Raw genomic sequence first — 23978 nt, forward strand, 5'->3', positions numbered from 1 at the left:
AAATGAAGTTGTTTATTGTAGTGCTTCAGAAATGTTCTATTGTTAATAAATGGACTAAATATAAAAAAGACCGGATGCTGGAAAACGGCTGATTTCGAGGCAGCAATGGAACGAAGCGGGATTGCGGCAATCCGAATTATTTTAAGGCAGTAGTATTCCTGATGCATTACACCCAGACTAGAAATGACGCGCCCGTTACGTATCGGACTGTCGCCACGTATCCTACATAACCCCCCAGCGGAGCTGGGTTTTCGCAATAAAACCCTTCAATATCTAGAGCAGACCGTCGCGCACTGGATTATGCGGCGTCACGCACTGGTATTCATGCTGCCGGCAATCGAAACCGGCGGCGTCGAGCGTTCCAGCGTGCGCATCAGCGATTATGTCAAAGAAATAGATGGGTTGGTGATGCAAGGGGGCGCTGATGTGAGCCCAATTTCGTACGGTGAAACACCGCTGCGGCCGGAATGGTCGGGCGACCGCGTGCGCGATCTCTACGAAATGGAACTGTTCTGGGAATGCGTTGTACAGGCAAAACCTGTGTTGGGCATTTGCCGCGGGCTGCAACTGATCAACGTGGCCTTGGGTGGGACGCTCTACCAGGACATCGTCTCCGAACATCCCGACGCCATTTTACATGTGGACGCGGTACTGTACGATCAGCACCGCCATACCATTCATATAGCAGAAAACTCGAGACTGGCGGAGTTATACGCAGGTAATGACAGACCCATGGTCAACAGCATTCATCATCAGGCGATCAAGCGGCTGGGGCGTGACTCTGTCGTTGAAGCCGTCTCCGATGTCGATGGCGTTATCGAAGCAATACGCATGCGCGGAAACTCCTATGTGACTGCGTTTCAGTGGCACCCTGAATTCCACGGCGTCGCCAGCGACCTGCTGGACTCTGGGCCCATACTCGACGATTTTCTTGCTGCTGCGGGGAAGCAGCGCATGTGAATCCGGCGTCTGTATGGACGTAAACCAGCGGTTGTATTTATGCGTGAACCGTCCCCATGTGTTGACTTTAATTGCTCCAAATCGTCATTCCCGCGAAAGCGGTAATCAGGCGGCCAAGCCGATCATATCGCCGCCTTGCATTTTTCCCCCTGAGCGTCAATCAGTATCTCAAGCTGACCCCCGGCATCTTCAAGTTTAAGCAGTACGCCAACGATGAATTAAACTTGGAGCAGGTACTCCAATAGGAAATGCCCTGAATTCTTGTCAAGGAGGGACCTATGGGTTATATGACACCTGAAGCAATCGCCCGGTACTCGCCCGACCGGTTGCCGTCATCGAATGCCAAGGCCATGGACCGCGTGACCCGGACATTGGCTCGCTTGAATTTAGCTGGGCCGAATCAACAATCCGGGCAACGCTGGACAATCGGTTGTGTGGCGCTGGAGATTACCCAACGCTGCAATCTGGACTGCACCTTGTGCTACCTCTCGGAAAACTCCGAAGCGGTTCAGGATATTCCGATCGAAGAGATTTTCCGGCGCATCGACCTGATTCGTGCCCACTTCGGATCAAACACCGATGTTCAAATCACGGGAGGGGAACCCACGCTGCGCAAGCATGACGAACTCCTGGCAATAGTCCGCAAGGTGCGGTCGCTCGGCCTGCGTCCGACACTGATGACAAACGGGCTGCGAGCGACCCGGTCGCTCCTTCGACAACTAGCGAGCGCAGGACTTATGGACGTCGCGTTTCACGTCGATACAACGCAGCAGATCAAAGGTTTTCGCACGGAGATCGAACTCAACGTGTTGCGCCGTAAGTTCATTGACCGCGCGAGCGGGCTAGGTCTATCTATCATGTTCAACACGACCGTACACGATAACAATTTCGACGAGATTCCAGATGTAGTCCGCTTCTTCGCAGCCAACGCTGCCTCGGTTCGCACAGCCTCGTTTCAACTTCAAGCCGATACTGGCCGCGGTGTTCAGCGTGAACGCGGAGCGCGCATCACTCAGGAAACTTTGGCACGTCAGATAGAGTTGGGGGCGGGTACCTCGATCCGCTTCGACGCGTCCCTGGTTGGGCATCCCTCCTGCAGCCGCTACGGAATGTGCCTGGAAGCTAATGGGTCGCTCTACGATGCATTTGATGACTCTGATCTAATCGCGCGCGTGCAGGCAGCAACCGCTGATATCAAGCTGGACCGCGCGAACCCCAGCGCCTCGGTGAAGGCGTTCGCACGCTGGCTCGCATTCAACCCGACTCAATGGTGGCCATTGCTGCATCGGGTGGCCCGAAAAGCATGGCAGATGAAAGGCGATCTGTTGCGCGCACATGGGCATGTTCATACCCTCTCGTTCGTGATGCACAACTTTATGGATTCGAAGCGATTAGATGAGGACCGAGTCAGTGCATGCGTTTTCAAAGTAATGACATCGGAGGGCCCGCTATCGATGTGCATGCACAACGCCAAACGGGATAACTACATTTTTCAGCCAATACGGCTTTATAGGCGCGAGACGGACCAGTTCTGGGATCCGGTTCTGGCACGGACCACGCATGAACCGCTGGAGGTTGCTATCGGTTCTCTTCCAACCTTGGCAACCAAGCGCCTCAAAGGCCGGTCCAGAATAAAGGCCCTGCGGCTGAGAAAAACTGATAGATAACGGTTCATCGATAAAATTAACGCAAAAGGCAAAGGGTATCCGAAGTACCAAAAATGCGTCGTGACCCTAAAATGCCTTAACATGACTTAACCGGCCTCAACAGCGCCCGGTCTTTTCCGGAAAGTTGCAAAAGGTTTCTTCAGCAAGTTTTATCGACCTTTCCCGATGCAATGCAGCTTCTCTGGTATGAGCCTTCGCTGCCTTGTCGTATGTCCGTGTCAGCGCATGGGTGTGTCCTTGCAAATCCTGGGCTTGCCTGCCGTAGAGATAGCTTTTAGCCTGGTACTGCTCAAGCAGCCGTTTCTGCTCCTGCACCTTGACTTCCATTTCCATGGCGGCATCCTCGTGAAACCTTGCCATGGCTTCATGATTACTTAAGGTAACAGCACTGTGGATCCCTGCATCAGCACCTGCATATTCGGCAGCCTCTATGGATGAAAACCAGACGGTCAACAGCGTCCCCATCATCCCCAGCACATAGGAAATGCCGAGAAATCTCCCTTTTTTCATCATCCTTTCTCCTTCATTGAAATGGCACACTTTCAGTACATCGAAATGTGAAGAAAGTGTGAAGTCTTTGTTATCTTAATGTGAAGACCTCCTTGAGTCAATGGAGTTCTCTCTTCAGGCAGAAATTTTTCTGGATAGTGGCTTCCAAGCTTGAAATCCAGATTGGGTTTTTACTCTAATGGTGGCAATAGCCCCAACATTGCAAAAAAATCATCCTTTGCTATGCTTTAGTGGGTAAACGATGCTCAAAAGCAAGTGGAGGCATAATGCAGGTTCAGATAAACAGTGGTAGCAGCGTAGAGATGGATAGTGAACTTTCACGGCGTGTTGAATCGACCGTAACCAGGATATTGGACCGGTTCGAAGCTCAAATCACCCGTGTCGAGGTTCACTTGAGCGATGTGAACAACGACAAGTCCGGGGCTCGGGACAAACGATGTCTAATGGAGGCGCGTCCGGCCGGACTCGATCCGATGGCAGTCACCAATTCAGCGGCCAACGTGGAAGACGCGATCAAAGGGGCAGCCGAAAAACTGAAGACGGCACTTGAGAACCAGTTTGGCCGCGCAAGGAGCAGAACCTGATGTCGAATTCTCTCACTCGCGATGACCTTACCTTGTTCCTGGCGGATCAGGATCCCCCTTGCGTATCCCTGTATCAACCCACCCACCGGCGGCATCCGGAGAATCAGCAAGATCCCATACGGTATCGGAATCAGCTCAAGGTGTTGGAGGAATCCCTCCGGCTAAAATACTCGTCAAAACGGACCGAGGATATCCTGGGCCCATTCCAAAAACTGGCTGATGATGCCAGCTTCTGGAATCATACTGAGGACGGTCTTGCAGTTATGGGCAACTCAAACCTGTTTCGCGCCTTCAAACTTCAGCGACCAGTGCCGGAATTGGCTGTGGTAGCAGACAGTTTCCACGTCAAGCCAATGCTTCGCATTATGCAGTCCATAGACCGGTATCAGGTGCTTAGCCTGAACAGACGGGAGATTAAGCTCTTCGAGGGTAACCGGCACGTTCTGGATGAAATCGAATTAACCGATGATGTTCCCGGAACGATCACCGCGGCGTTGGGGCCGGAATTGACGGAGCCACATCAAACTGTTTCATCCTACGGAGGCACGGCCTTGGGATCATCGATGCGCCATGCCCACGGTTCCCGGAAAGATGAACTGGATATTGATGACGAGCGATTTTTTCGGTCGGTGGATCGCAGCATTCTGGAAAAGCATTCGCGTCCATCAGGATTGAAGCTCATTCTTGCGGCGCTGCCGCAGTACCACCACCTGTTCCGGGAAGTCAGCCACAATAATTTCCTTGTGCCGAACGGAATCGAGATGGACCCCGGGGCGCTCACAATAGACCAATTGCGAGAGAAGGCATGGGAGATTATGGAACCCGAATTCCGGGTACGGCTGAAAAAACTGACCAGTGAATTCCTTGATGCGAAATCAAAGGGATTGGGGTTCGACCAAATTGAAACGATAGCCGAGGCAGCCATCCAGGGTCGAATCGAATTCCTATTGGTGGAAGCGGGGCGGCACATACCCGGGCGGGTAGACCAGGCAACGGGCAGCGTCATGCATAGCGAGATGGAGCGCCCCGAAGTTGACGACCTGCTGGACGACATGGCAGAACAGGTGCTGAGAAGGGGGGGAGAGGTCGTCGTTGTGCCATCCTCCGAGATGCCGGCCAAAACAGGAGCAGCCGCCAGCTTCCGGTTCTAGGCTGAATTTGAAGGGGATGAGCCGCATCATGGAATCCCTTCGGCCTCTCCCGTTATCGCTCATCTGCAAAAATGGAGGACGCCATGAACGATGAATACAAGGGGTACCGGATTACCGCCTGGCCGGAGCGTGACGATGCAACCAAACTCTGGAACGGCCGGTTCCGCATTCTCGACGACAAGGGCGCAGTTGCGTACGAAAGCTTTGCAGAGCCGGTGGATGATGAAAACAAAGCGCATGAAGCCGCCAGTGCAAAGGCCCGGACTTGGGTCGATGAGCAAGGTCATTGACGCCGCTCTCGCCTTGGCAGCCATTCACCGAAACACAGTGAGGCGGGTCTGGGTCAGGGAGCTGCCTTCGTGCGCAGCAGCCGCAGGGGCAGCGCGGGTGATTTCCCCTGTTTATCCTCCCCCGCATATACGGTAATGTGGGGAAACGGAATCTCAATGCCATTCGCATCGAACACGTGTTTCAGACGGCGTAGATATTCACGGCGAACCGACCACTGCTCGAGCGGCTTGACCTTGAAGCGGCAGCGGATCATTACGGCCGAGTCCGCCCAGCTGTCAACTCCCGCCATTTCGAGGTCCTCGAGTATAAGCAATGAGTATATCGGATCTTCCCGCATTTTACGGCCCACCTCGCGCATTATCTCCATTACCTCATCGGTGTTCTCGCGGTACGCCACTCCAACATCGATGACCGACTGCGAGAAGCCCCGCGCAAGGTTGACCACGGTGTTAATTTGACTGTTTGGCACGAAATGCACGTTGCCATCGTAGTCACGCAGTTGCACATAGCGCAGCGTCACCACCTCGACGAAGCCGGCATGCTCGCCCAGTTTGACGACATCCCCCTCGCGAATCTGATTCTCCAGCAGGATGAACAAACCGGTGAAATAGTCTTTTACCAGGCTTTGCGCGCCAAAACCGACAGCCAGGCCCACTACGCCCGCGGCACCCAGGATAGGCGCCACGGAAATCCCCAGTTCGCCCAATATCAGCATGCCGGCGATCACTGATACTACCACCAGGGCCAGATAACGGAACACGCGGCCCAGCGTTTCGGCCCGCTTGACCATCTCGGGATCGTCAAAGCGGACCGCAATGCGATTGCTGAAGGTACGAATGGCGCGGTGCAGCAGAAAGATCAAGCCCCATGCCAATATGACAATCAATACAATTCGCAGTGTGGCCGTTACAAGACCGCCGATCTGCGCCCACAATAGTAGTGCCGTATCTACAAAGTCCTTATTCATCGCTACTCTCCATCAATGTCCTCAGAAACAGTTCATTTCTTGATTCCAGTTTTTTATAGCTTCTCTTTCTTCCAGAGGCTCTTTCAATATTGGTTTTTTGCTATATCCGCGTAGCTGCATTTTGTGCCCTCTTATTGATGGCTTTCAGGCCTTGAAAGCATGTTTGCCGGGATGATACAAAGGTGGCGGGAGCGAACACCAGGGAAGAAAAACAGGGCGATAACACCTGTTTTCAAGTTTCAATTGACAGAGCGCTTTCCAGCCGAGCCGAAAGAGCGAAGTCTAGTATCCCAGCTTTTGCGGTATTGCACCAGCCCAAGTCATACGCACAGCCGTCGCGACCTGGACAAGCGCCAATTTTGAAGCCGCCCAAAAAACAGAGATAAAACAACTCTAACGAGGCCGGTCTTGCTCCTCAAACCCTGCCTTTTCTATAAAGCTCGAGCAGCAAAAGTAAGCAACGATATCAATTTTCTGGCGCAACTTGGAATCGATACCAAACGCCGGGAAGAGCAGGGAGAAGCCTGGCGGACGGAAGCGAAAAAGGATTAAGGGCGTGATACATACAAAACGTTATAGTTACAATCCATGGAGGGAGACCGGATCCAGCCAGGATGATTCTAGAAGAAATAATTGAATGATAATATTCCCTCGTTATTCTGGTCGTAGCGGTTCAACTCCAGCCTTAGATCCAGATCTTGTGAAAACGCATAGCGAGTAATGAGATGACTGGTGAAGAAACGCTTGCTTTCACCGAGGAGAAAAACCTGGTAGCTCCCTGCCAATTTAATTCTTAAGTTTTCTGTCGCGTCGAAGTACATTCCCACTTCAGCATCGCCACCTAATCGAAAATTTTGTTTCAGGTGATCGGAAAACTCCGCTTTTAGATCAGCAAAGGTATATAGCAGCAAGGGGGAGAAAAAATCCGGCCGATAGGAAATACCTCTCCCATACGTACCTTTGAAAGAATTGCAATAGTTGCAGTTTCGATCTCTAAGCGTGTCTATTGCCAATTCTGCTCGCCAGGAAGGTTTGGCAAACAGGGAATCGTAGGGATTGAGTGAAGTGATTGAGAGAAGCTTTGCCTGATCCAGTCGTACCCGTTCGGATTCCAGGTAATAGCGGAGTTTGAAGTCCATGAAAATAATTTCTGAATTTTTATCATATCCGACGTCCTTGGCCATCAGGTCGTGATATGCCGGGCGATAAGCAAACTCGAGGAAAGGCTCGCGCTCGTTATGGCCAATTCCGAATTGAAATCGGTCCGTCCCATGGCCTTGGTCTGGCCGACTGGAAAAACCGGTAATTTTAGTATCCTCATCACCAGCAACTGGCAAGCGGCTTCTAGCCAATAAAACGGCGCGTGGAATTTTTACTTCATTGCTGCTCTTTTCTTGCATGCTCCAATACTGCAAATAGTCCATATAAGCATTCAACAATAGAGCTTGCGATTGAGGGAGGAGGTTTTCAAAAATTGGGCTATCTGCTGTCACTTCCCCTTTAACCATGCTTTTTAATATCTGCTTCTCATCATTGTCCATCCTGAGTCGCTTATCGTTCATTTGGCTAAGCACTGAAGGCCGATACACGGTCTGTTTTACCAGCCCCTCCTGAGCCATTGCAATTTTTACCGTATCAGTAGGTATCACGCTGAAGAAAAAAGAATCTTTTAATCTTAGATCGGGATTGGCAATCTCTAGCAAGGAAAGCACGTGATATGAGCAATTTTCCTGGAAATAATAATAATCAAAGTAAGTACCGCCCAGTTCCCACAAATGCAGAAGCATCGTGTTCAACTGATCTTCGGTAAACTCAAGCTCATATTCCCAAAGATCCCGGCTTTCCCAGTTGTTATATTCCTGCACCTTCGTGTAATAGGGGAAAATCGCGAAGCGTCCTGGAAATGAACCTATTAAACCCTTCACTGCGTAGAGGAACCCATTCTCCGTATCGGGAACCGCCGCATAGTTGGCGCCATAGTTTATTAAATTATTTCCCTTGCCTGTTCTCCGGCTATCAATTCGCAGCAGGGTATGGCCAAACATAGAGGCAGGGTTGTTCATGAAGTAAGAGGCGAACACCAACGTTGCTCCGACTGGCGCTAAAGTTTGCATCCAGCGGTTGAGCCGATCACATTCTTGTATTTCGAGGCGATTGCGATCGAAGGCCAGTTCGTGATTCAACCACTTGAATCGCGCCGCAAAGTTGCATTGAGGGTGCTCTTTGCCTTCGGCAACAGCGGATAAGGGCATGAAAAAGCTGGCAAGGGTCGCTTCCAGCTCTGACTCTGGATCAGTCTTTCCCTGCGGAGAATTGAAAAAATCCATTCCGTCCGCTTCACTCGTAAAACCGAATAATTCTTTTTTGTACTTGAGAAGTAGATGCCATATCCGGGCATCGGCCAACTTTTTTTGTCGGGCTTGAAGCTGTAGCTCGCCTAGATAATCGGCGGTGCGGGGGCCTTGGGAATGAGCAGTTGCAGGTGAGAAATAAAGGGAGAGAAGTAGCGCGGCGAGAGCGCAAGCATACGGCACGAGTGAACGATAGGGGGAGCTAACGGTATTAAAGCGGATATAGGTAAAACCTATATCCGCTTATTTTTTTAATTCAATGCAGACACTTTGATGTCACACGATTTAGCAAGGGTAGGATGACTGGTTAATTGACTTTCGAGCTTGCTCAGTAACTCTGCAGAGGTTGTTTGATCGCTCGCCACTAAATTGTCAAACTTCGACTGCACCATCGATCCGAATTCTTGATGGGTGGCTGCGGGACATTGATACATGCTCGCCAAGGTATAAAGATTTTCACCTTTTCCTTGCGCCATTTCTTTAACCAGGCTGGTGTAATTCTCTTTTGCAAATACTTCACGCTCCTTGCTCGTCTTCAACAGACCATGATCACCACAATTTGAGGTTCCGGAAGTGATCCCGAAAGTTTGATTGCCGGAAGTTCCATTAGTAGTTGCAGCGAATATCTGTGAGGCCCCGGGTTTTGATCCCATGACCTCTGAACCTAGCCCACAACCCGCCGCACCATACCCAGCAGCAAAAACAGAAGCTGGAAGCAGTAAAAAAGAAGCTGCTGCAATCAGACGATATCCCATGTTGCCCTCCATAGAAGTTGCTAAAATTTAATTGAACAAGCTCGAATATTGAGAGTTGTTTTTTTTAAGCATCAAAGTCAAACACATTAAAGAGGCCCCAGGAAAAACAAATAACTTCGTTCCGAGAGCGAAGTAAATGTACTTAACGTCCCTTAAGTTGTCAATGGAATATTTATGATGTTTTAATGACCTACGGCCTCTTCTATCAGGATATTCCGGTTTTTGCTTTTGACGAACAATGTGCAAATTGAGCAACTGCGCTTTATCCGTCGAATTTTGGCGGAATGGACCTCCATAAGTCTCACAAAAGTAGTCTCAAGGCACCCGCAGGAACAGGGGGGAACTCCTGCCTGGAGTCTCTCGGGATGTGCCCGGAGGTTCCTCGGTACGCGCTCGCTCGCGCCGCAGCGCGCAAACTCATGCATCATCATGCCCTGAATCAAGAGGTTGCTGTCCACCTGCCCAATACGATAGTCATCGTAGCTGTCAAGCACTTTCTCCTGATGCACCGTAGGTTTCATCCACCCGCCAACTGTAGCCCATGGAAGGTTTCCAATACCACCTCAGGCGCCTTTCCATTTCCGGCGCGTAATGCTGAACCCAACGGTAGAGCGTCGTATGACCTACATCAAGACCACGTTCCAGCATCATTTCCTCCAGATCACGATAGCTGATCCCGTATTTGCAATACCACCTGACACAACCCAAAATCAACTCCCCACGGAAATGACGCCACTATTCCCTTACAAGCTGTTCACATAAAAGTCACAAAATCAATGTGATAATCTTTTCTGGGCGTCAGGATACACTTTTTATCCTGCTATACCAATCATGACAAATCACTAAACAAGCGCCAGCTAAAGCTGGCGGGCTAGAGACAATGACTAAAGTCAAGGCGCGGTATTCAGATCGACCCACGACAAATCCAGGCCGCTGTTTAACCTGTTTCAACCAACCTAAACGGCATGAAAATGGTCACTAAATTATCCGTCGTTCTAGGCTTAATCGCCACTCTGGTATTGAGTGGATGCCAAAAAACCGAGACACATGAAGAAATGCCAAAATATGCGGCAACCACACCATTCCGTGAGGACACTTCCATCCTGGAACCCTATGTCTGTCAGATTCGTGCCATCAGACATATTGAAGTCCGCTCTTTGGAAAAGGGCTACTTAACCCATATTTTTGTAGACGAAGGGCAATGGGTAAAAAAGGGACAGCCCATGTTCAAAATCATGCCCAACGTCTATGAGGCAGAACTTCTAACTGCGGAAGCCGAAGCGCAAAATATGAACATCGAATACCTCAATACCAAGGCCTTGGCTGAGAAAAATATCGTATCAGCCAATGAATTGGCTTTGGCTAAAGCAAAATTAGATAAGGCCAGCGCGCAGGTGAACTTGGCGAAAACCCACTTGGGGTTCACCGATATCAGAGCACCTTTTGATGGGATTACGGATCATTTGGCTGTCAGGATCGGCAGCCTTCTTGATGAAGATGATCTGTTGACGGAGCTGTCTGATATCGCCCAGTTGTGGGTCTATTTCAACGTCCCGGAAGCTAAATATTTGGATTTTGTAAGGCGCGAAAAAGGCAAGACCAATGAAACAGTGCAGTTAAGGATGGCAAATGGCGAAATTTACAATCATACGGGGGTCATTGAGACAATTGTAGGTGATTTCTATAATACCTCCGGCAATATTCAGTTTCGTGCCTTGTTCGAGAACCCGGACAGAGTTCTCCGGCATGGTCAGACAGGAACAATCCTAATGACCGTACCTTACCCAAACGCCATGCTCATCCCTCAAAAAGCGACGTTCGAAATCATGGATAAAATCTATGTCTACGTCGTCAACAAAGAAGAAAAAGTGGAGCAAAGGCTTATCCATATAGAGGCCGAACTGCCCCACATGTTTATTGTTAAAACTGGCCTGAATGACGGCGACAGGATTTTGCTCGAGGGTATACGCAAAGTTAGTCCTGGAGAGAAGGTGATGATCGATTTAAAGCCACCCCAAGAGGTTCGCTCAGAGTTGATGAAATTGTATACCGAGTAACCTTTTAGTCAGGATTAAGCCATGTTTGGTATTTTTCTCAAAAGACCTGTGCTGGCGATCGTGTTGTCGCTGTTGTTCATATTCATGGGCTTGTTAGCAATGAAATCATTGCCCGTTTCCCAGTTTCCGGATATTGCACCGCCCCGGGTCACGGTTTCAGTATCATTTCCCGGTGCCAGCGCCGAGGTACTGGTGAAATCGTCCCTGATCCTCTTGGAACGCGCTATCAATGGCGTGCCTGGTATGAGATACATCACCTCGGATGCAACCAGCGCCGGCGAAGCGACCATTCAAGTATATTTCAATTTAGGCGTCGATCCTAATATCGCGATGGTTAACGTGAAGACGCGCGTGGATCAGATGATGAGCAGGCTACCCGTACTGGTGCAGTTGGAAGGCGTGATTGTAAACTTCGTCCAGCCCAGCATGCTCATGTATGTCAACCTCTTCAGCAAAGACAAAGACGCCGATCAGAAGCTTTTATTTAATTATGCCTATGTCAATGTTATTCCGGAGATTCAACGCATTACTGGAATTGCCCAAGCAACCATATTGGGTTCCCGCCAATATGCCATGCGGATTTGGATGAATCCGGAACGGATGAGAGCCTATAGCGTCTCGTCAGAAGAGGTGATGAAGGCACTGGCGACTCAAAGCATTATCGGACGACCTGGTCGGCTGGGTCAAAGCACAGGCATGCTCGCCCAGTCCAAAGAGTATGTGCTGGTTTATAAAGGACGCTTTAACAAGCCGGAAGAATATGAGGACATTATTCTCCGGGCTGCTCCAACAGGCGAGATTCTGCGCCTTAAAGACGTTGCCAAGGTCACTCTGGACAGCGAATTTTATAATATTTTCTCTGATAAGGACGGATTCCCTTCCGCGTCCATCATACTGAAGCAAAACTACGGCACTAATGCCCAAGTAGTCATAGAGAATGTAAAGAAAAAACTGGAAGAATTGAAAAAATCCTTCCCGGAGGGCATGGACTACGAAATCAATTACGATGTGTCGCGTTTCGTTGAGGCGTCCATCGAACAAGTGCTGCACACATTGGTGGAAGCCTTCATTCTGGTCTCCTTGGTGGTTTTCATTTTCCTTGGCGACTGGCGTTCTACCCTGATTCCCGTCCTCGCGGTACCGGTTTCGCTGGTCGGAGCATTTGCCGTCATGTCTGCGTTCGGGCTTTCCATCAACCTCATCACCTTGTTTGCCTTAGTGTTGGCTATTGGTATTGTTGTCGATGATGCCATTGTGGTAGTGGAGGCAGTGCATGCAAAAATGGCAGCCGAGCATTGCAGCCCTTATGAAGCCTCGCGAAAAGTGTTGCAGGAAATCGGTGGCGCCATTATAGCGATTACGCTGGTCATGGTATCAGTGTTCGTCCCTCTTGCGTTTATGCCAGGACCGGTCGGGGTATTTTATCGACAGTTCGCTATCACTATGGCGTCGTCGATCACTATTTCAGCAATTGTGGCTTTATCGCTCACCCCGGTACTGTGTGCCATGATTCTTAAAAACACTCACGGCCAGCGGAAACGGAAAAACCCGATAAATTTTTTCATCGATGGCTTTAACTCTTTTTTCGAAAAGGTCACCGGCCGCTACATCAAATTGCTGAATGTCACGGTCACCCGGCGCATTGTCACGCTTTTGGTATTGGCCGGGTTTGGCTTCGGCATTTTCGTGGTCGATAAAACCTTGCCTTCCGGCTTTATTCCCGGAGAAGATCAAGGCATGATTTATGCGATTATCCAGACACCGCCCGGGTCAACCATCGAAGTGACCAACAAAGTGGCACGTCAACTGGAAATGCTGGCCGCAGAAATCGAAGGCGTACAATCGATTTCTTCCTTAGCCGGCTACGAAGTACTCACCGAAGGCCGTGGATCAAATGCAGGGACTGTTGTTATCAACCTGAAAGATTGGTCGGAACGTAAACATTCGGTAAATCAAGTTATCCACGAGTTGGAGGAAAAAGCCCATGACCTGGGTGCAATCATCGAGTTTTTTCAACCGCCGGCAGTGCCGGGATACGGTGCGGCATCGGGTCTGGCGTTTCGCTTGGTGGATAAGACGTTAGACACGGATTACTTCGAATTCGATGAACTTAATAAAAAGTTCATGGATGCGATGCGTGAACGTAAGGAATTGACCGGCTTGTTCACTTTTTATGCGGCCAATTATCCGCAATACGAACTGGTCATCGACAATAGGCTGGCCATGCAAAAGGGGGTTACCATCGAAGATGCAATGAATCACCTGGACATCATGATCGGCAGTACTTATGAACAGGGCTTTATTCGCTTCAATAACTTTTTTAAGGTCTACACCCAGGCCGCGCCGGAATTCAGGCGAGCCCCTGAAGATGTGTTGAAATATTTTGTGAAAAATGATAAAGGCGAAATGGTGCCGTACTCTTCCTTCATGACTATGGTGAAAAAGCAGGGGCCCAACGAGCTGACGCGTTATAACCTCTATAACACTGCGGCGATCCGGGCCGAGCCCGCACCCGGTTATACCACTGGCGCAGCTATCAAGGCAATCGAAGAGGTTGCGGAAGCCACTTTGCCGCGAGGTTTTGAAGTTGCCTGGGAAGGCTTGACATTCGACGAAGCCCTCCGGGGCAATGAAGCACTGCTGATCTTCGCCGTCGTTATCCTGTTTGTCTATCTGGTGCTAGCCGCACAATACGAAAGCTTTGCCTTACCCTTGGTCGTGTTATTTTCGCTACCCCCTGGTATTTTCGGTGCCTTTTTATTGTTAAAAGGATTAGGGCTTGCCAATGATGTCTATTCCCAACTGGGAATGGTGATGTTAATTGGCTTGCTCGGCAAAAACGCGGTATTGATTGTCGAGTTTGCAAGCCAGAGGCAAGTCGAAGGCATGACGGTCAGAGAAGCGGCTATTGCGGGCGCAAAAGAGCGTTTTCGGCCGATTTTGATGACTTCATTTGCCTTTATAGCCGGGTTGATCCCCCTGGCGATGGCTACGGGAGCTGGAGCGGTCGGCAACAGGACGATTGGTACCTCAGCACTGGGTGGGATGCTTACCGGTACCGTGTTTGGCGTCATCGTTATTCCAGGACTTTATTATATTTTTGCGAAAATGGCAGAGGGTAAAAAATTAATTCAAGGTGAAGACCTTGATCCTCTAGCCGAAATTTATCACTACGGCCCGGATGACAATGAAAAATAAAACATTTCGGCTTATGGTTTTAGTCGTGTCAGGGCTGATGTTGCAGGGCTGTATTCCTAAAGTAGCAATCAAAAAAGCAGATGCCCCTCTTCCTGCTGCTTTTGAACCGGGCGTTTTGGAAACGACCAATACGGCGACTGTCATGCGGAAGGATTTTTTCGATGACCCTGCCTTATTAGATTTGCTAGACATAGCTGTGGCCAATAATAAAGAAATTAATATCATGCTGCAGCGCATCACCATTGCACAAAATGAAATCCAAAGGCGTAGAGGCGAATATTTGCCATTTGTAGGTATTCGTGCTGGCGCAGGCGGAGACAAAGTCGGCGAGTTTACGCGCAAGGGCGCTCTTGAAGAGCATCTGCCATTAGCCGGCCATGCCTTTCCTACGTTTCTTGGCGATTTTCGATTTGAGCTATTTTCAACTTGGGAGGTAGATATATGGAAAAGATTGAGGAATGCGAGACAAGTGGCTGTGCTGGAGTACATGGCATCGAAAGAAGGTCAAAATTTTTTAGTGACCAACCTGGTAGCTGACGTTGCTCATTCGTACTATGAACTGCTTGCCCTGGACAACCACCTTGAGAATTTAGAGCAAAATATCAGGATTCAGGAAAATGCGTTGGAGATGGTTAAACAACTTCTGCTGTATGCAAGAACAACTGCACTTGCGGTCAGACGTTATGAAGCAGAAGTGGCAAAAAACAAGAGCAACATATACAAAATTAAACAGGATATTACGGTTGTTGAAAACCGGATCAACTTCCTGTTAGGGAGAACGCCGCAGCCTATCCAGCGTGCTTCCAGTGGTTTTATGGAGCAAAACCCCAAAGTACTCATGACAGGTATTCCGTCGCAATTGCTACAAAACAGGCCTGATATCAAGCAAGCGGAGCTTGAGCTATCGGCAGCGGAATTAAACATAAAGGTGGCCAGGGCAAATTTCTTTCCCTCCTTTAGCATAAACGCCGCGGTAGGGTTTGAAGCTTTCGCGGTTAAGTACCTGTTCAATTCCCCACAATCATTGGCGGCCGCTGTTGCCGGAGAGCTAGTAGCTCCACTGGTCAATAGGTACGCTATCAGAGCCGAATATAAAAACGCCAGTGCCAGGCAAATTCAGGCAGCTTATGAGTATGAGCAAAGTATTATCAATGCTTATGTGGAAGTAGCGAATCAAATTTCAAACATCGATAAGCTCAAAAAAAACTATGAGCTCAAGACAAGCCAGGTGGAAGCGCTCGTCCAATCAATCGATGTCGCTAACCAGCTATTCAAATCTGCTCGTACGGACTACCTGGATGTGCTATTGACACAAAGGGATACCCTGGATGCCAAACAAGATCTAATTGAAACGCAACAAAAGAAATTTGACGCAATGGTGGATCTTTATAGATCACTTGGTGGCGGTTGGCAGGATGAACCGATGACCGATGCGCAAAAATCTTATCTAAGTGCGTTAAGTGAAGAGGCTGGCGAAAAAATGGATGAAAATCTATCCAAAACGGAGGCGGCAAAGAAAATCGATGAGCTCAGCGTAAAACTGGTAGAGGATTGAAGGAAAAGGCTTTGTTGCAAAAAAAGGACAAACCAGAGAACGATGCGTGTGATCTGATTGATTATGTCCTGTAGATAAGGAATTGCCTTTCAATGAGCCAGATTTCTCCTGTGAGGCCTTGGCCCCATTTCCAAATGTCCATCTGTCCTTTCTTGAACATCAGCATGAGCTCGAAACCTTTGATGGTGGCGTAGGCTGTTTTCATCGATTTAAAGCCCCGTACCGGGTTTAACAAGCGTTTGAGCTTGCCATGATCAGCTTGCGAGTAGTGGAGAGATAGAAATCAATCGCATGGCCTTTTTTATCGAGTGTCCCGGTAGAGATACGTCCACACCCCTCTTATTTTCACGTAGGTTTCATCCACCCGCCAACTGTAGCCCATGGAAGGTTTCCAATACCGCCTCAGGCGCCTTTCCATTTCCGGCGCGTAATGCTGAACCTAACGGCCGTGGGGTCTGCAGTCAGACTTAAGGTACATGATACATAAGTAAAGCATTATGATTACAATCAAAACACGTGACTTTTATTTATAGAAATACCAAGTACAATTCTGACATGGACCGCATCAGGATGAAGCGGCTTTCACTTCATCTATTTCATTGGAGGCCATCTGTCATGAAAAGTGAAATAAGGAAGTTTGTAGCGGCTATATCCACGCTGGGCCTGTTGGCGGCCTGCTCGGGGACCGGTGTAATTGACGCAAAGAAGGACGACACGAGCGTGTCCTCACAAAATCTCGCGCATTTTGTCGACCACGAAGGCCTTGCCAGGCGGTATGAAGACCGGGCCAGGAAACTGCTGGAAATAGCAGCGGAACACGAGAAACAGCTCCAGTATTACGGGGACAAAAGCTACCTTTACGAGAGACACGGACTGGATCGGCAGGCGCATGCCATTGCCCTGGTGCAAAGATACAAGCGTGCAGCAGAGAAAGCCGCCGAAACTGCTTTTCACCACAGGACGGTGGCGCAACTTGCGAAACGCAATTATATTGCTTCGACGGTGTCACATTGATTCGGATTGCTCCAGGAGCAGCGGTGAACCAGACCGGAACTGGATGAAGCGGTAAGACCTGAATCTGCGGCACTGGCCGCAGATTAACTGTTCGCATCTCGTTGGAGATCTCTTTGAATGCCGCTACATATTGAAACACCACTAATCAAATCACTTCCGATCAGCCGTAAAACAGGCCAATCCATTTGGCTGAAAATGGAGTCTGCGCAACCGTCCGGCTCTTTCAAAACTCGAGGAATCGGCTACGCCTGCGAAGAATATGTAAAGCAAGGAGCAAAACGTTTCATTGCATCATCGGGTGGTAATGCCGGGCTGGCAGTTGCTTTTGCCGGACGGCGCCTTTCGCTGCCTGTAGTTATCGTGGTACCTGAGACAGCTTCAAAACGGGCTGTAAACTTGATGCGTTCAGAGAATGCGGAAGTAATAGTCCAGGGGAAGTCCCTGGATGACGCGCACCGGTTTGCACTATCACTCATGCAACCCGACGATGCATATATACATCCTTTCAATGACCCCCTGCTCTGGAGAGGTCATGCCAGTCTGATTGATGAAATATTCCGTGCTGGCCTGAAGCCTGACGCAATCGTGCTCTCAGTCGGCGGTGGCGGCCTCCTTTGCGGCGTTATAGAAGGTTTGACGCAGAATGGATGGGCAGACGTGCCCGTCATCGCTGTTGAAACGGAAGGGGCCGACTCCTACGGGAAATCGTTAAATGCAGGATGCCTTGTCGAGCTTGCGAACATATCGAGTATTGCGACGACTTTAGGAGCTCGCATTGTTTGTGAACAAGCACTGGCGTACTCCAGGAATCACCATATCGAGAGCGTCGTGTTGTCTGACAAATCGGCTGTTTCTGCTTCTTTGCAGTTTTTGCAGGATCATGACGTCGTCGTTGAGCCTGCTTGCGGCGTTGCGCTCGCCGCAGTTTACGAAAAAGTTGCAGCGTTATCAGAATATAAAACGGTCTTGGTTATCGTATGCGGCGGCGTTGGCTCTACCGCCGATGATTTGGTCGAGTGGGCACGTGTGGAATGTGACGTAGCAGAATGTTAAGTATTCAGTGCCCATTCCAGGGAGAAAAAGGGAAAAAACGTTTTGTGAGAACAATAGCCTGTTTTAAGAAAATAACGGCAAAAGAAGGTGAAGCTCAGTAAATAATCCACTCGAGGGACTTGTTCAGGCATTCCTCTGTTCAACCTGCTCGGTAATGAATGCTTTGACTGCGTCGGCGTCGGCATTCATGACGACATACCGCTGGGGCAGGTTTTCAATATTCTCGTACCCTGCGGGACGCGCGGGCTCTTCCCCGACAGCTTCAATAATGCTATCGGAAAATTTAACCGGGAGTGCGGTTTCCAGGCAGATTAACGGTATGCCCGCTTCGCGGTATTCGAGTCCCACTTTCAGGCCATCGGCCGTATGCGGGTCCACCAAAACGCCATATTGCTCATGAATCCTGCGTATGGTGGCGATGCGCGCCGCGTGATTGCTGGTTCCTGAAACAAGACCAAATTCCTTCACCTTCTCCCACAAGGGCGTGCCGGCCAGATCAAAAGCACCGCTCCCGGCGCCATTCACTGTCCCGTCTCCACCCTTTTCCACTGCTCGCCACAATTCTTTTACCCTGCCCGCGTTCCGCCCCGTCAGATCGAAAATGAAACGCTCGAAATTGGAAGCTTTGGAGATATCCATGGAAGGGCTGCTGGTGTGCAACGTTTCTTCAGTAGCCCGGGGCCGATAGCTTCCGGTCCTGAAAAACTCATCCAGCACATCGTTCTCATTGGTAGCAAGTATCAGCTTCCTGATCGGCAACCCCATCATGCGCGCTATATGGCCCGCGCAAATATTGCCAAAATTCCCTGACGGCACGGCGAAGGAAACCTGCTCCGAACTTGAACGGGTAGCGGCAAAATAACCTTTGAAGTAATAGACTATCTGCGCGGCGATGCGTGCCCAGTTTATCGAATTGACGGTGCCTATCCGAAATTTCTGCTTGAATGCATAATCGTTGCTGACCGCCTTGACGATATCCTGGCAATCATCAAACACGCCGCGAACGGCAATATTGAAAATGTTGGGGTCCTGCAAGGAAAACATCTGCGCTGTCTGAAACCGGCTCATCTTCCCTTGCGGAGAAAGCATGAATACCTTGATGCTGCGCTTACCCCTCATGGCATATTCCGCGCTTGGTCCCGTATCGCCGGAAGTAGCGCCGAGTATATTAAGATTATCCCCCGTTTTCTCGAGGACGTACTCGAACAAATTGCCCAGCAGTTGCATGGCGAGATCCTTGAACGCCAGTGTTGGCCCATTCGACAATCCAAGAACGTGCAGCCCTGGCTCCAGGGTTTTAAGGGGGGTAATCTCGTCGCTTTGAAATGATTCAGCGGTATAGGTCCGCGAGATGATGTCGCGCAAATCGGGTGCGGGAATGTCGTCCGCAAAATGCGAGATGATCTCGAACGCCAGATCGGAGTAACTCAGCTCGCGCAGCTTTTCCAGTTCCCTGAAATCGATCTTCGGATAAGCTTCAGGCATCGCCAACCCGCCGTCAGGCGCAAGCCCGCCGAGGAGAATTTTGGAAAACTTTTTTGGCGGCATGCCGCCGCGAGTAGAGATATAGCGCATATGCTTACCAGGAATTCCAGAAAACGCTTTTATATGAAACTTCTACCCCCAATAATCCACATGTCTCATTATCACCAGCCAGGTTCTAACGAAGCGGCAGTGGACGTCCAGCCGAGCCATCAACTTCGGCCGGTTGGCAAACAAACTAGCCTGCACGTGAAATTTTGAATTGCCACTGAGGTGTATTATTGATTCGGCGAGCAAACAGTACTAATGTCATACCGGCGAAAGCCGTATCCAGGGACGTTCGGAGTACGCCATTGCTGGCTTGGTCTGGGCTCCGGGTCAAGCCCGGAATGACGAGAATTCATAGTGTTCTCCGGCCGAATCAATAGATGTATCGGGGATTGTTTATCGGACTATTTGCTACTCAAGTGTTCCAGCCGGATGCGCGTCACTTTACCGGTCGTCAAAGGCAGTTTTTTGATTTTCGCAATAGCGGCATCAATGTTTTTTTCCATCGCCAGATGAGTAAGCATGATGATGTCGACCTGGTCCTCCCCTTCGCTTGGCTCTTTCTGCACCATCGCCTCGATAGAAATGCCCAGATCGGCAAGTACGCGTGCGATATCAGCCAGTGCACCCGGTTTGTCGATCACCCGCAACCGGAGATAATATGAAGTCTCCACCTCCTGCATTGCGAGGATAGGGGTATTGGATAGCAGGTCAGGCTGGAAAGCAAGATGCGGAACGCGGTGCCTGGGATCGGCGGTATGCATGCGAGTTACATCCACCAGATCCGCCACAACCGAACTTGCAGTAGGTTCGGCGCCAGCGCCGGCCCCATAGTACAAGGTCGCGCCTACCGCATCGCCTTTCACCACGATGGCGTTCATGACGCCTTCCACGTTGGCTATCAACCGCCGCGCCGGTATCAGCGTGGGATGCACGCGCAATTCGATTCCCCGGCTGGTACGCCGGGTAATGCCAAGCAGCTTGATGCGGTAGCCAAGCTCCTCGGCATAGCGAATATCTTCGCGAGTCAGATTTGTAATGCCCTCAGTGTAAGCCCTGTCAAACTGCATGGGAATCCCGAACGCGATAGACGCCATGATGGTGAGTTTGTGTGCAGCATCGATTCCCTCGATATCGAAAGTGGGATCGGCTTCGGCATAACCCAGCTTTTGCGCCTGCTTGAGCACGGTATCGAATGTCAGCCCCTTGTCACGCATTTCCGACAGGATGAAGTTACTCGTACCGTTGATAATTCCGGCTATCCATTCGATCCGGTTGGCGGCCAATCCTTCGCGCAAGGCTTTGATGATCGGAATGCCGCCTGCTACAGCGGCCTCGAATGCGACCATTACCCCTTTCCTTTGCGCGGCGGCAAAAATTTCGGTGCCATGCGAGGCAAGCAATGCCTTATTGGCCGTAATGACATGCTTGCCATTCTCGATGGCCTTCAGCGTCAACTCCCTGGCAATGGTAGAGCCGCCGATCAGCTCGACCACAATATCGATATCGGGATTCGTTACCACCGAATTTGCATCGTCAGTAACGATGACATCATCCGCAGCCAGGTTACGCGCTTTCTCCACGTCGCGATCGGCGATCATGCGGATGACGATCCCGCGCCCCGCGCGCCGGGTAATTTCCTCCTGATTGCGTTTGAGTACCGCGAAAGTGCCACCGCCGACAGTGCCAATGCCTAACAGCCCTACGTTGATAGGTTTCATATCTTGCGTAATAACAAAGTTTCCGGAGATATCCGGCATTTCAGCTGAAGGCTCATCGTCTTTTTTCCCTTCCGTGTTCTTGTCCATTTTCAGGTCCGGCTCAAGTTCGATGCCGCTTGCGGTACCGCTCCAGAAACTCTGCAATGCGCCCGATCGCTTCTGTAAGGTCATCGCTGTTCGGCAAAAATACCGCGCGAAAATGGTCCGGTTGCGGCCAGTTGAAGCCGCTGCCCTGCACCAGCAACACTTTCTCTTCGATGAGCAGATCCAGGACAAACTGCTGATCGTCCTTGATCGGATACAGTTGCGGATCAAGACGCGGAAACAGATACATTGCCGCCTTCGGCTTATAGCATGTCACGCCCGGAATATCGGTCAATAACTTCCAGGCAAGATCACGCTGCCGCATGAGTCGTCCTGTCGGCATTACCAGGTCATTGATGCTCTGGTAGCCGCCGAGAGCGGTCTGTATGCCGAATTGCGAGGGAACGTTCGCGCACAAGCGCATGGAAGCCAGCATGGTGAGCCCGGCAATATAATCACGGGCAAACTGTTTTGTTCCCGACACCACCGCCCAACCGGAGCGAAACCCCGCAGCCCGATAGTTCTTGGACAAGCCGTTCAGGGTAACAAACAGCACATCATCCGCCAGCGAGGCGATCGAGGTGTGTGTTGCGTCATCGTATAATACCTTGTCATAGATTTCATCCGCATAAATGATGAGCTGGTGCTGTCGGGCGATCTCGATGATCCCCAGCAGCACATCATCCGGATAAAGCGCGCCGGTGGGATTGTTGGGATTAATGACAATGATGGCGCGAGTGTTCGACGTAACCTTCGAACGGATATCTTCCAGGTCGGGAAGCCAGCCGGATTGCTCGTCACATACATAATGCCGGGCGGTCCCGCCCGCCAACACAACCGCTGCCGTCCACAGTGGATAGTCGGGAGAGGGAATCAGTACCTCATCGCCACTGTTCAGCAGTGCCTGCATGGCCATCACGATCAATTCGGAAACGCCGTTGCCGATATAAATATCTTCCAGCCGCACATCGGAAATTTGCTTTTCCTGCGTGTAATGCATGATCGCCTTTCGCGCTGCGAACAGGCCCTTTGAGTCGCAATAACCGGAAGCGGCAGAGAGGTTATGAATTACATCCTGCAGAATTTCCTCGGGCGCATCAAAGCCGAATGAAGCCGGGTTGCCGATATTGAGCTTGATGATGTAATGCCCTTCCTCTTCCATTTGCCGGGCGTGGTCGAGCACCGGCCCGCGAATGTCGTAGCACACGTTCGCCAGCTTGCTGGATTTCAGGATGGGCTGCATATATGGGGAGATCGGATCCGCAAAAGCGTTGATGAAGCGTCAGTAAAAAACAACCCCTGTCGCAGGGGTTTTTGCCATTCAAGAACTTCCTGCTTCAAACTCGAGCCCGGTAAAATCCCCTGGTCCTTACGGTCAATTTTCTGCTTTTTTCAACCAAAAACTTTATTGCGAAGCAAAAAAGATGTAATGTTACCCGACCCTCCAATCTGCCGCAAATGGAGCCTTGATTGAAGCTGCACCTTTCTACATTTTCCGAGCAAAATATATTTACCGGTTACGGAGCCGGCTACGTCCTGGTCAACCGCAAACGCCATGAGCAGAATCTGATCGTATTGCCCGATCGCATCATTGAAAATTGGGAAGCTACTACTTTCGAGCAACTCACGGCGGAGCATTTCGATTTTCTGCTCCCGCTGCAACCCGAAATGGTATTGTTCGGCACGGGCGCCAGGCTACGCTTCCCTCATCCCAAGCTGACCAGGGCATTGATCGGATCAGGCATCGGCGTTGAGGTAATGGACACGAGCGCGGCCTGTCGGACTTACAATATTCTGACCGATGAAGGAAGGCGTGTGGCAGCTGCGCTGCTCATTCAGGACTGAACAGATGTCCTCTACATCGCGGCGCCATGCGCCTGGCGCAACGCGCGGAGACGGCGCGTGTAAATGCGCTCCTTGATAGCCTGTCTCCCGCCTGGGGCACTTCAACTGGTTTTCCTAATAGTTTTCCTTAGGGTAAAACCAAGGTTTCCCCAATATACTCTTCGCACCCATAGAGTTAGGATTAAGTTAACTTATTGGACGATCGGAGGGAATCATGGAAACCAAATTCCTGAGTATGCTCAAGGCCATATCCCTGGCGAGCTTGCTGGGTATCCTGAGCCCCATCGCGACGGCTGCTGGCCCGCTCGACACCCCCGAGATTGCTGCAGCGGTCGAGACTGCCTCCACGCAAAGTGACCATGAGGCTGTTGCAAGGCATTATGAAGAAGCCGCAGCCGAATTGCAGGCAAAGCTGGCAGAAAAAGAAGAACTGCTGGAGCACTATGAGGATAAACCCTATCTTTATGGCAGACGAGCACAAGACCTGCAATCACACACTCATGCATTAATCCGCAATTACAAGAAAACAGTCAAGGAAACCATGCAAGTCGCGGCGACGCACAGGCAGATGGCTGCAAAGCTCAACACGAATCATGCCGCCAATGATGCTCAACGGCCTGATGCTGTGAGTGGATTATAAGGCTTTTACCTTTCCTTCCCTCAGCTGGCGCTCACCCCAGCTGAG

General features: G+C 50.4%; 19 protein-coding genes and 2 pseudogenes. 12 read left to right on the plus strand and 9 right to left on the minus strand.

Features of this window, described 5'->3' with window-relative positions; genetic code table 11:
• Window positions 1–183 precede the first annotated feature (183 nt).
• Window positions 184–960: a gamma-glutamyl-gamma-aminobutyrate hydrolase family protein gene (locus BMZ14_RS04085; protein WP_074794946.1), complete on the plus strand. Its 777-nt coding sequence runs from the start codon at window positions 184–186 to the stop codon at window positions 958–960.
• A gap of 278 nt (window positions 961–1238) precedes the next feature.
• Window positions 1239–2627, plus strand: a complete 1389-nt coding sequence (locus tag BMZ14_RS04090; protein ID WP_074794948.1) for a radical SAM protein — start codon at window positions 1239–1241, stop codon at window positions 2625–2627.
• Between the two features lie 96 nt (window positions 2628–2723).
• Here BMZ14_RS04090 and BMZ14_RS04095 read toward each other — a convergent pair whose 3' ends face one another.
• Window positions 2724–3140 carry a hypothetical protein gene (locus BMZ14_RS04095; RefSeq protein WP_083396615.1) on the minus strand — a complete coding sequence of 139 codons (417 nt, stop codon included), beginning with the start codon at window positions 3138–3140 and terminating at the stop codon, window positions 2724–2726.
• 263 nt (window positions 3141–3403) lie between these two features.
• Between BMZ14_RS04095 and BMZ14_RS04100 the strand changes: the two genes are divergently transcribed.
• From BMZ14_RS04100 to BMZ14_RS04110, 3 genes are all read left to right on the plus strand, one after another.
• The gene (locus tag BMZ14_RS04100; protein WP_074794949.1) at window positions 3404–3721 is read left to right on the plus strand and encodes an HPF/RaiA family ribosome-associated protein; all 318 of its coding nucleotides are present in this window, start codon (window positions 3404–3406) and stop codon (window positions 3719–3721) included.
• Window positions 3721–4872 (plus strand): baeRF3 domain-containing protein, encoded by a 1152-nt coding sequence (locus BMZ14_RS04105; RefSeq protein ID WP_074794951.1) that lies wholly within the window; start codon window positions 3721–3723, stop codon window positions 4870–4872. The genes BMZ14_RS04100 and BMZ14_RS04105 overlap by 1 nt, the downstream gene beginning before the upstream one ends.
• Before the next feature lie 83 nt (window positions 4873–4955).
• Window positions 4956–5162: a hypothetical protein gene (locus BMZ14_RS04110; protein WP_074794953.1), complete on the plus strand. Its 207-nt coding sequence runs from the start codon at window positions 4956–4958 to the stop codon at window positions 5160–5162.
• Window positions 5163–5215: 53 nt separating this feature from the next.
• On the opposite strand, the gene BMZ14_RS04115 is transcribed toward BMZ14_RS04110, so the two are convergent.
• The 4 genes and pseudogenes from BMZ14_RS04115 to BMZ14_RS04135 all read right to left on the minus strand — a co-directional run.
• Complete coding sequence (locus tag BMZ14_RS04115; RefSeq protein ID WP_074794955.1) at window positions 5216–6130, minus strand: mechanosensitive ion channel family protein; 915 nt, start codon at window positions 6128–6130, stop codon at window positions 5216–5218.
• A 620-nt stretch (window positions 6131–6750) separates the two neighbouring features.
• Entirely contained in the window at window positions 6751–8664 is a 1914-nt protein-coding gene (locus tag BMZ14_RS04120) for an Lnb N-terminal periplasmic domain-containing protein (protein WP_074794957.1), read from the minus strand.
• 68 nt (window positions 8665–8732) lie between these two features.
• Window positions 8733–9236 carry a DUF3015 domain-containing protein gene (locus BMZ14_RS04125; protein WP_074794959.1) on the minus strand — a complete coding sequence of 168 codons (504 nt, stop codon included), beginning with the start codon at window positions 9234–9236 and terminating at the stop codon, window positions 8733–8735.
• A 510-nt stretch (window positions 9237–9746) separates the two neighbouring features.
• A pseudogene (locus BMZ14_RS04135) lies at window positions 9747–9950 on the minus strand (IS6 family transposase); the annotation flags it as partial.
• Between the two features lie 257 nt (window positions 9951–10207).
• Between BMZ14_RS04135 and BMZ14_RS04140 the strand changes: the two are divergent.
• The 3 genes from BMZ14_RS04140 to BMZ14_RS04150 are packed head-to-tail and all read left to right on the plus strand — an operon-like array spanning window position 10208 to window position 16046.
• Window positions 10208–11293, plus strand: coding sequence for an efflux RND transporter periplasmic adaptor subunit (locus BMZ14_RS04140; RefSeq protein WP_074794962.1), 1086 nt, complete (start codon window positions 10208–10210; stop codon window positions 11291–11293).
• Between the two features lie 21 nt (window positions 11294–11314).
• Entirely contained in the window at window positions 11315–14491 is a 3177-nt protein-coding gene (locus BMZ14_RS04145) for an efflux RND transporter permease subunit (protein WP_074794964.1), read from the plus strand.
• On the plus strand, window positions 14475–16046 hold the full coding sequence (locus BMZ14_RS04150; protein WP_083396617.1) for an efflux transporter outer membrane subunit: 1572 nt from the start codon (window positions 14475–14477) through the stop codon (window positions 16044–16046). The genes BMZ14_RS04145 and BMZ14_RS04150 overlap by 17 nt, the downstream gene beginning before the upstream one ends.
• 61 nt (window positions 16047–16107) lie before the next feature.
• Here BMZ14_RS04150 and BMZ14_RS15675 read toward each other — a convergent pair.
• Window positions 16108–16485: pseudogene (locus BMZ14_RS15675) on the minus strand (DDE-type integrase/transposase/recombinase); the annotation flags it as partial.
• Window positions 16486–16661: 176 nt separating this feature from the next.
• On the opposite strand from BMZ14_RS15675, the gene BMZ14_RS04170 reads away from it, so the two are divergent.
• Both BMZ14_RS04170 and BMZ14_RS04175 read left to right on the plus strand, forming a co-directional pair.
• Entirely contained in the window at window positions 16662–17060 is a 399-nt protein-coding gene (locus BMZ14_RS04170; RefSeq protein WP_256208366.1) for a hypothetical protein, read from the plus strand.
• 117 nt (window positions 17061–17177) lie between these two features.
• Window positions 17178–18113, plus strand: a complete 936-nt coding sequence (locus tag BMZ14_RS04175) for a pyridoxal-phosphate dependent enzyme (RefSeq protein WP_074794968.1) — start codon at window positions 17178–17180, stop codon at window positions 18111–18113.
• Between the two features lie 123 nt (window positions 18114–18236).
• Here the strand turns inward: BMZ14_RS04175 and thrC are convergent, their stop codons facing one another.
• From thrC to BMZ14_RS04190, 3 genes are all read right to left on the minus strand, one after another.
• Window positions 18237–19688 (minus strand): threonine synthase, encoded by a 1452-nt coding sequence (gene thrC / locus BMZ14_RS04180; protein WP_074794970.1) that lies wholly within the window; start codon window positions 19686–19688, stop codon window positions 18237–18239.
• 359 nt (window positions 19689–20047) lie between these two features.
• A complete protein-coding gene (locus tag BMZ14_RS04185) occupies window positions 20048–21364 on the minus strand; it encodes a homoserine dehydrogenase (RefSeq protein WP_074795563.1) in 1317 nt (438 codons plus the stop codon).
• 100 nt (window positions 21365–21464) lie between these two features.
• On the minus strand, window positions 21465–22691 hold the full coding sequence (locus BMZ14_RS04190) for a pyridoxal phosphate-dependent aminotransferase (protein WP_074794972.1): 1227 nt from the start codon (window positions 22689–22691) through the stop codon (window positions 21465–21467).
• 227 nt (window positions 22692–22918) lie between these two features.
• On the opposite strand from BMZ14_RS04190, the gene BMZ14_RS04195 reads away from it, so the two are divergent.
• Both BMZ14_RS04195 and BMZ14_RS04200 read left to right on the plus strand, forming a co-directional pair.
• On the plus strand, window positions 22919–23293 hold the full coding sequence (locus BMZ14_RS04195; RefSeq protein ID WP_074794974.1) for an Mth938-like domain-containing protein: 375 nt from the start codon (window positions 22919–22921) through the stop codon (window positions 23291–23293).
• Between the two features lie 214 nt (window positions 23294–23507).
• Window positions 23508–23933 (plus strand): hypothetical protein, encoded by a 426-nt coding sequence (locus BMZ14_RS04200; RefSeq protein WP_074794975.1) that lies wholly within the window; start codon window positions 23508–23510, stop codon window positions 23931–23933.
• Window positions 23934–23978: the final 45 nt, after the last annotated feature.

Origin of the sequence: Nitrosospira briensis, assembly GCF_900115125.1 — a bacterium.
Classification (GTDB): Bacteria; Pseudomonadota; Gammaproteobacteria; order Burkholderiales; family Nitrosomonadaceae; genus Nitrosospira; species Nitrosospira briensis_A.

Coding starts and splice junctions, on each gene's coding strand:
- BMZ14_RS04085 (WP_074794946.1), top strand. CDS start 184: ATGACGCGCCCGTTACGTATCGGACTGTCGCCACGTATCCTACATAAC.
- BMZ14_RS04140 (WP_074794962.1), top strand. CDS start 10,208: ATGGTCACTAAATTATCCGTCGTTCTAGGCTTAATCGCCACTCTGGTA.
- BMZ14_RS04100 (WP_074794949.1), top strand. CDS start 3,404: ATGCAGGTTCAGATAAACAGTGGTAGCAGCGTAGAGATGGATAGTGAA.
- BMZ14_RS04175 (WP_074794968.1), top strand. CDS start 17,178: ATGCCGCTACATATTGAAACACCACTAATCAAATCACTTCCGATCAGC.
- BMZ14_RS04110 (WP_074794953.1), top strand. CDS start 4,956: ATGAACGATGAATACAAGGGGTACCGGATTACCGCCTGGCCGGAGCGT.
- BMZ14_RS04090 (WP_074794948.1), top strand. CDS start 1,239: ATGGGTTATATGACACCTGAAGCAATCGCCCGGTACTCGCCCGACCGG.
- BMZ14_RS04125 (WP_074794959.1), bottom strand. CDS start 9,236: ATGGGATATCGTCTGATTGCAGCAGCTTCTTTTTTACTGCTTCCAGCT.
- BMZ14_RS04170 (WP_256208366.1), top strand. CDS start 16,662: ATGAAAAGTGAAATAAGGAAGTTTGTAGCGGCTATATCCACGCTGGGC.
- thrC (WP_074794970.1), bottom strand. CDS start 19,688: ATGCGCTATATCTCTACTCGCGGCGGCATGCCGCCAAAAAAGTTTTCC.
- BMZ14_RS04200 (WP_074794975.1), top strand. CDS start 23,508: ATGGAAACCAAATTCCTGAGTATGCTCAAGGCCATATCCCTGGCGAGC.
- BMZ14_RS04095 (WP_083396615.1), bottom strand. CDS start 3,140: ATGATGAAAAAAGGGAGATTTCTCGGCATTTCCTATGTGCTGGGGATG.
- BMZ14_RS04150 (WP_083396617.1), top strand. CDS start 14,475: ATGACAATGAAAAATAAAACATTTCGGCTTATGGTTTTAGTCGTGTCA.
- BMZ14_RS04145 (WP_074794964.1), top strand. CDS start 11,315: ATGTTTGGTATTTTTCTCAAAAGACCTGTGCTGGCGATCGTGTTGTCG.
- BMZ14_RS04185 (WP_074795563.1), bottom strand. CDS start 21,364: ATGAAACCTATCAACGTAGGGCTGTTAGGCATTGGCACTGTCGGCGGT.
- BMZ14_RS04105 (WP_074794951.1), top strand. CDS start 3,721: ATGTCGAATTCTCTCACTCGCGATGACCTTACCTTGTTCCTGGCGGAT.
- BMZ14_RS04190 (WP_074794972.1), bottom strand. CDS start 22,691: ATGCAGCCCATCCTGAAATCCAGCAAGCTGGCGAACGTGTGCTACGAC.
- BMZ14_RS04115 (WP_074794955.1), bottom strand. CDS start 6,130: ATGAATAAGGACTTTGTAGATACGGCACTACTATTGTGGGCGCAGATC.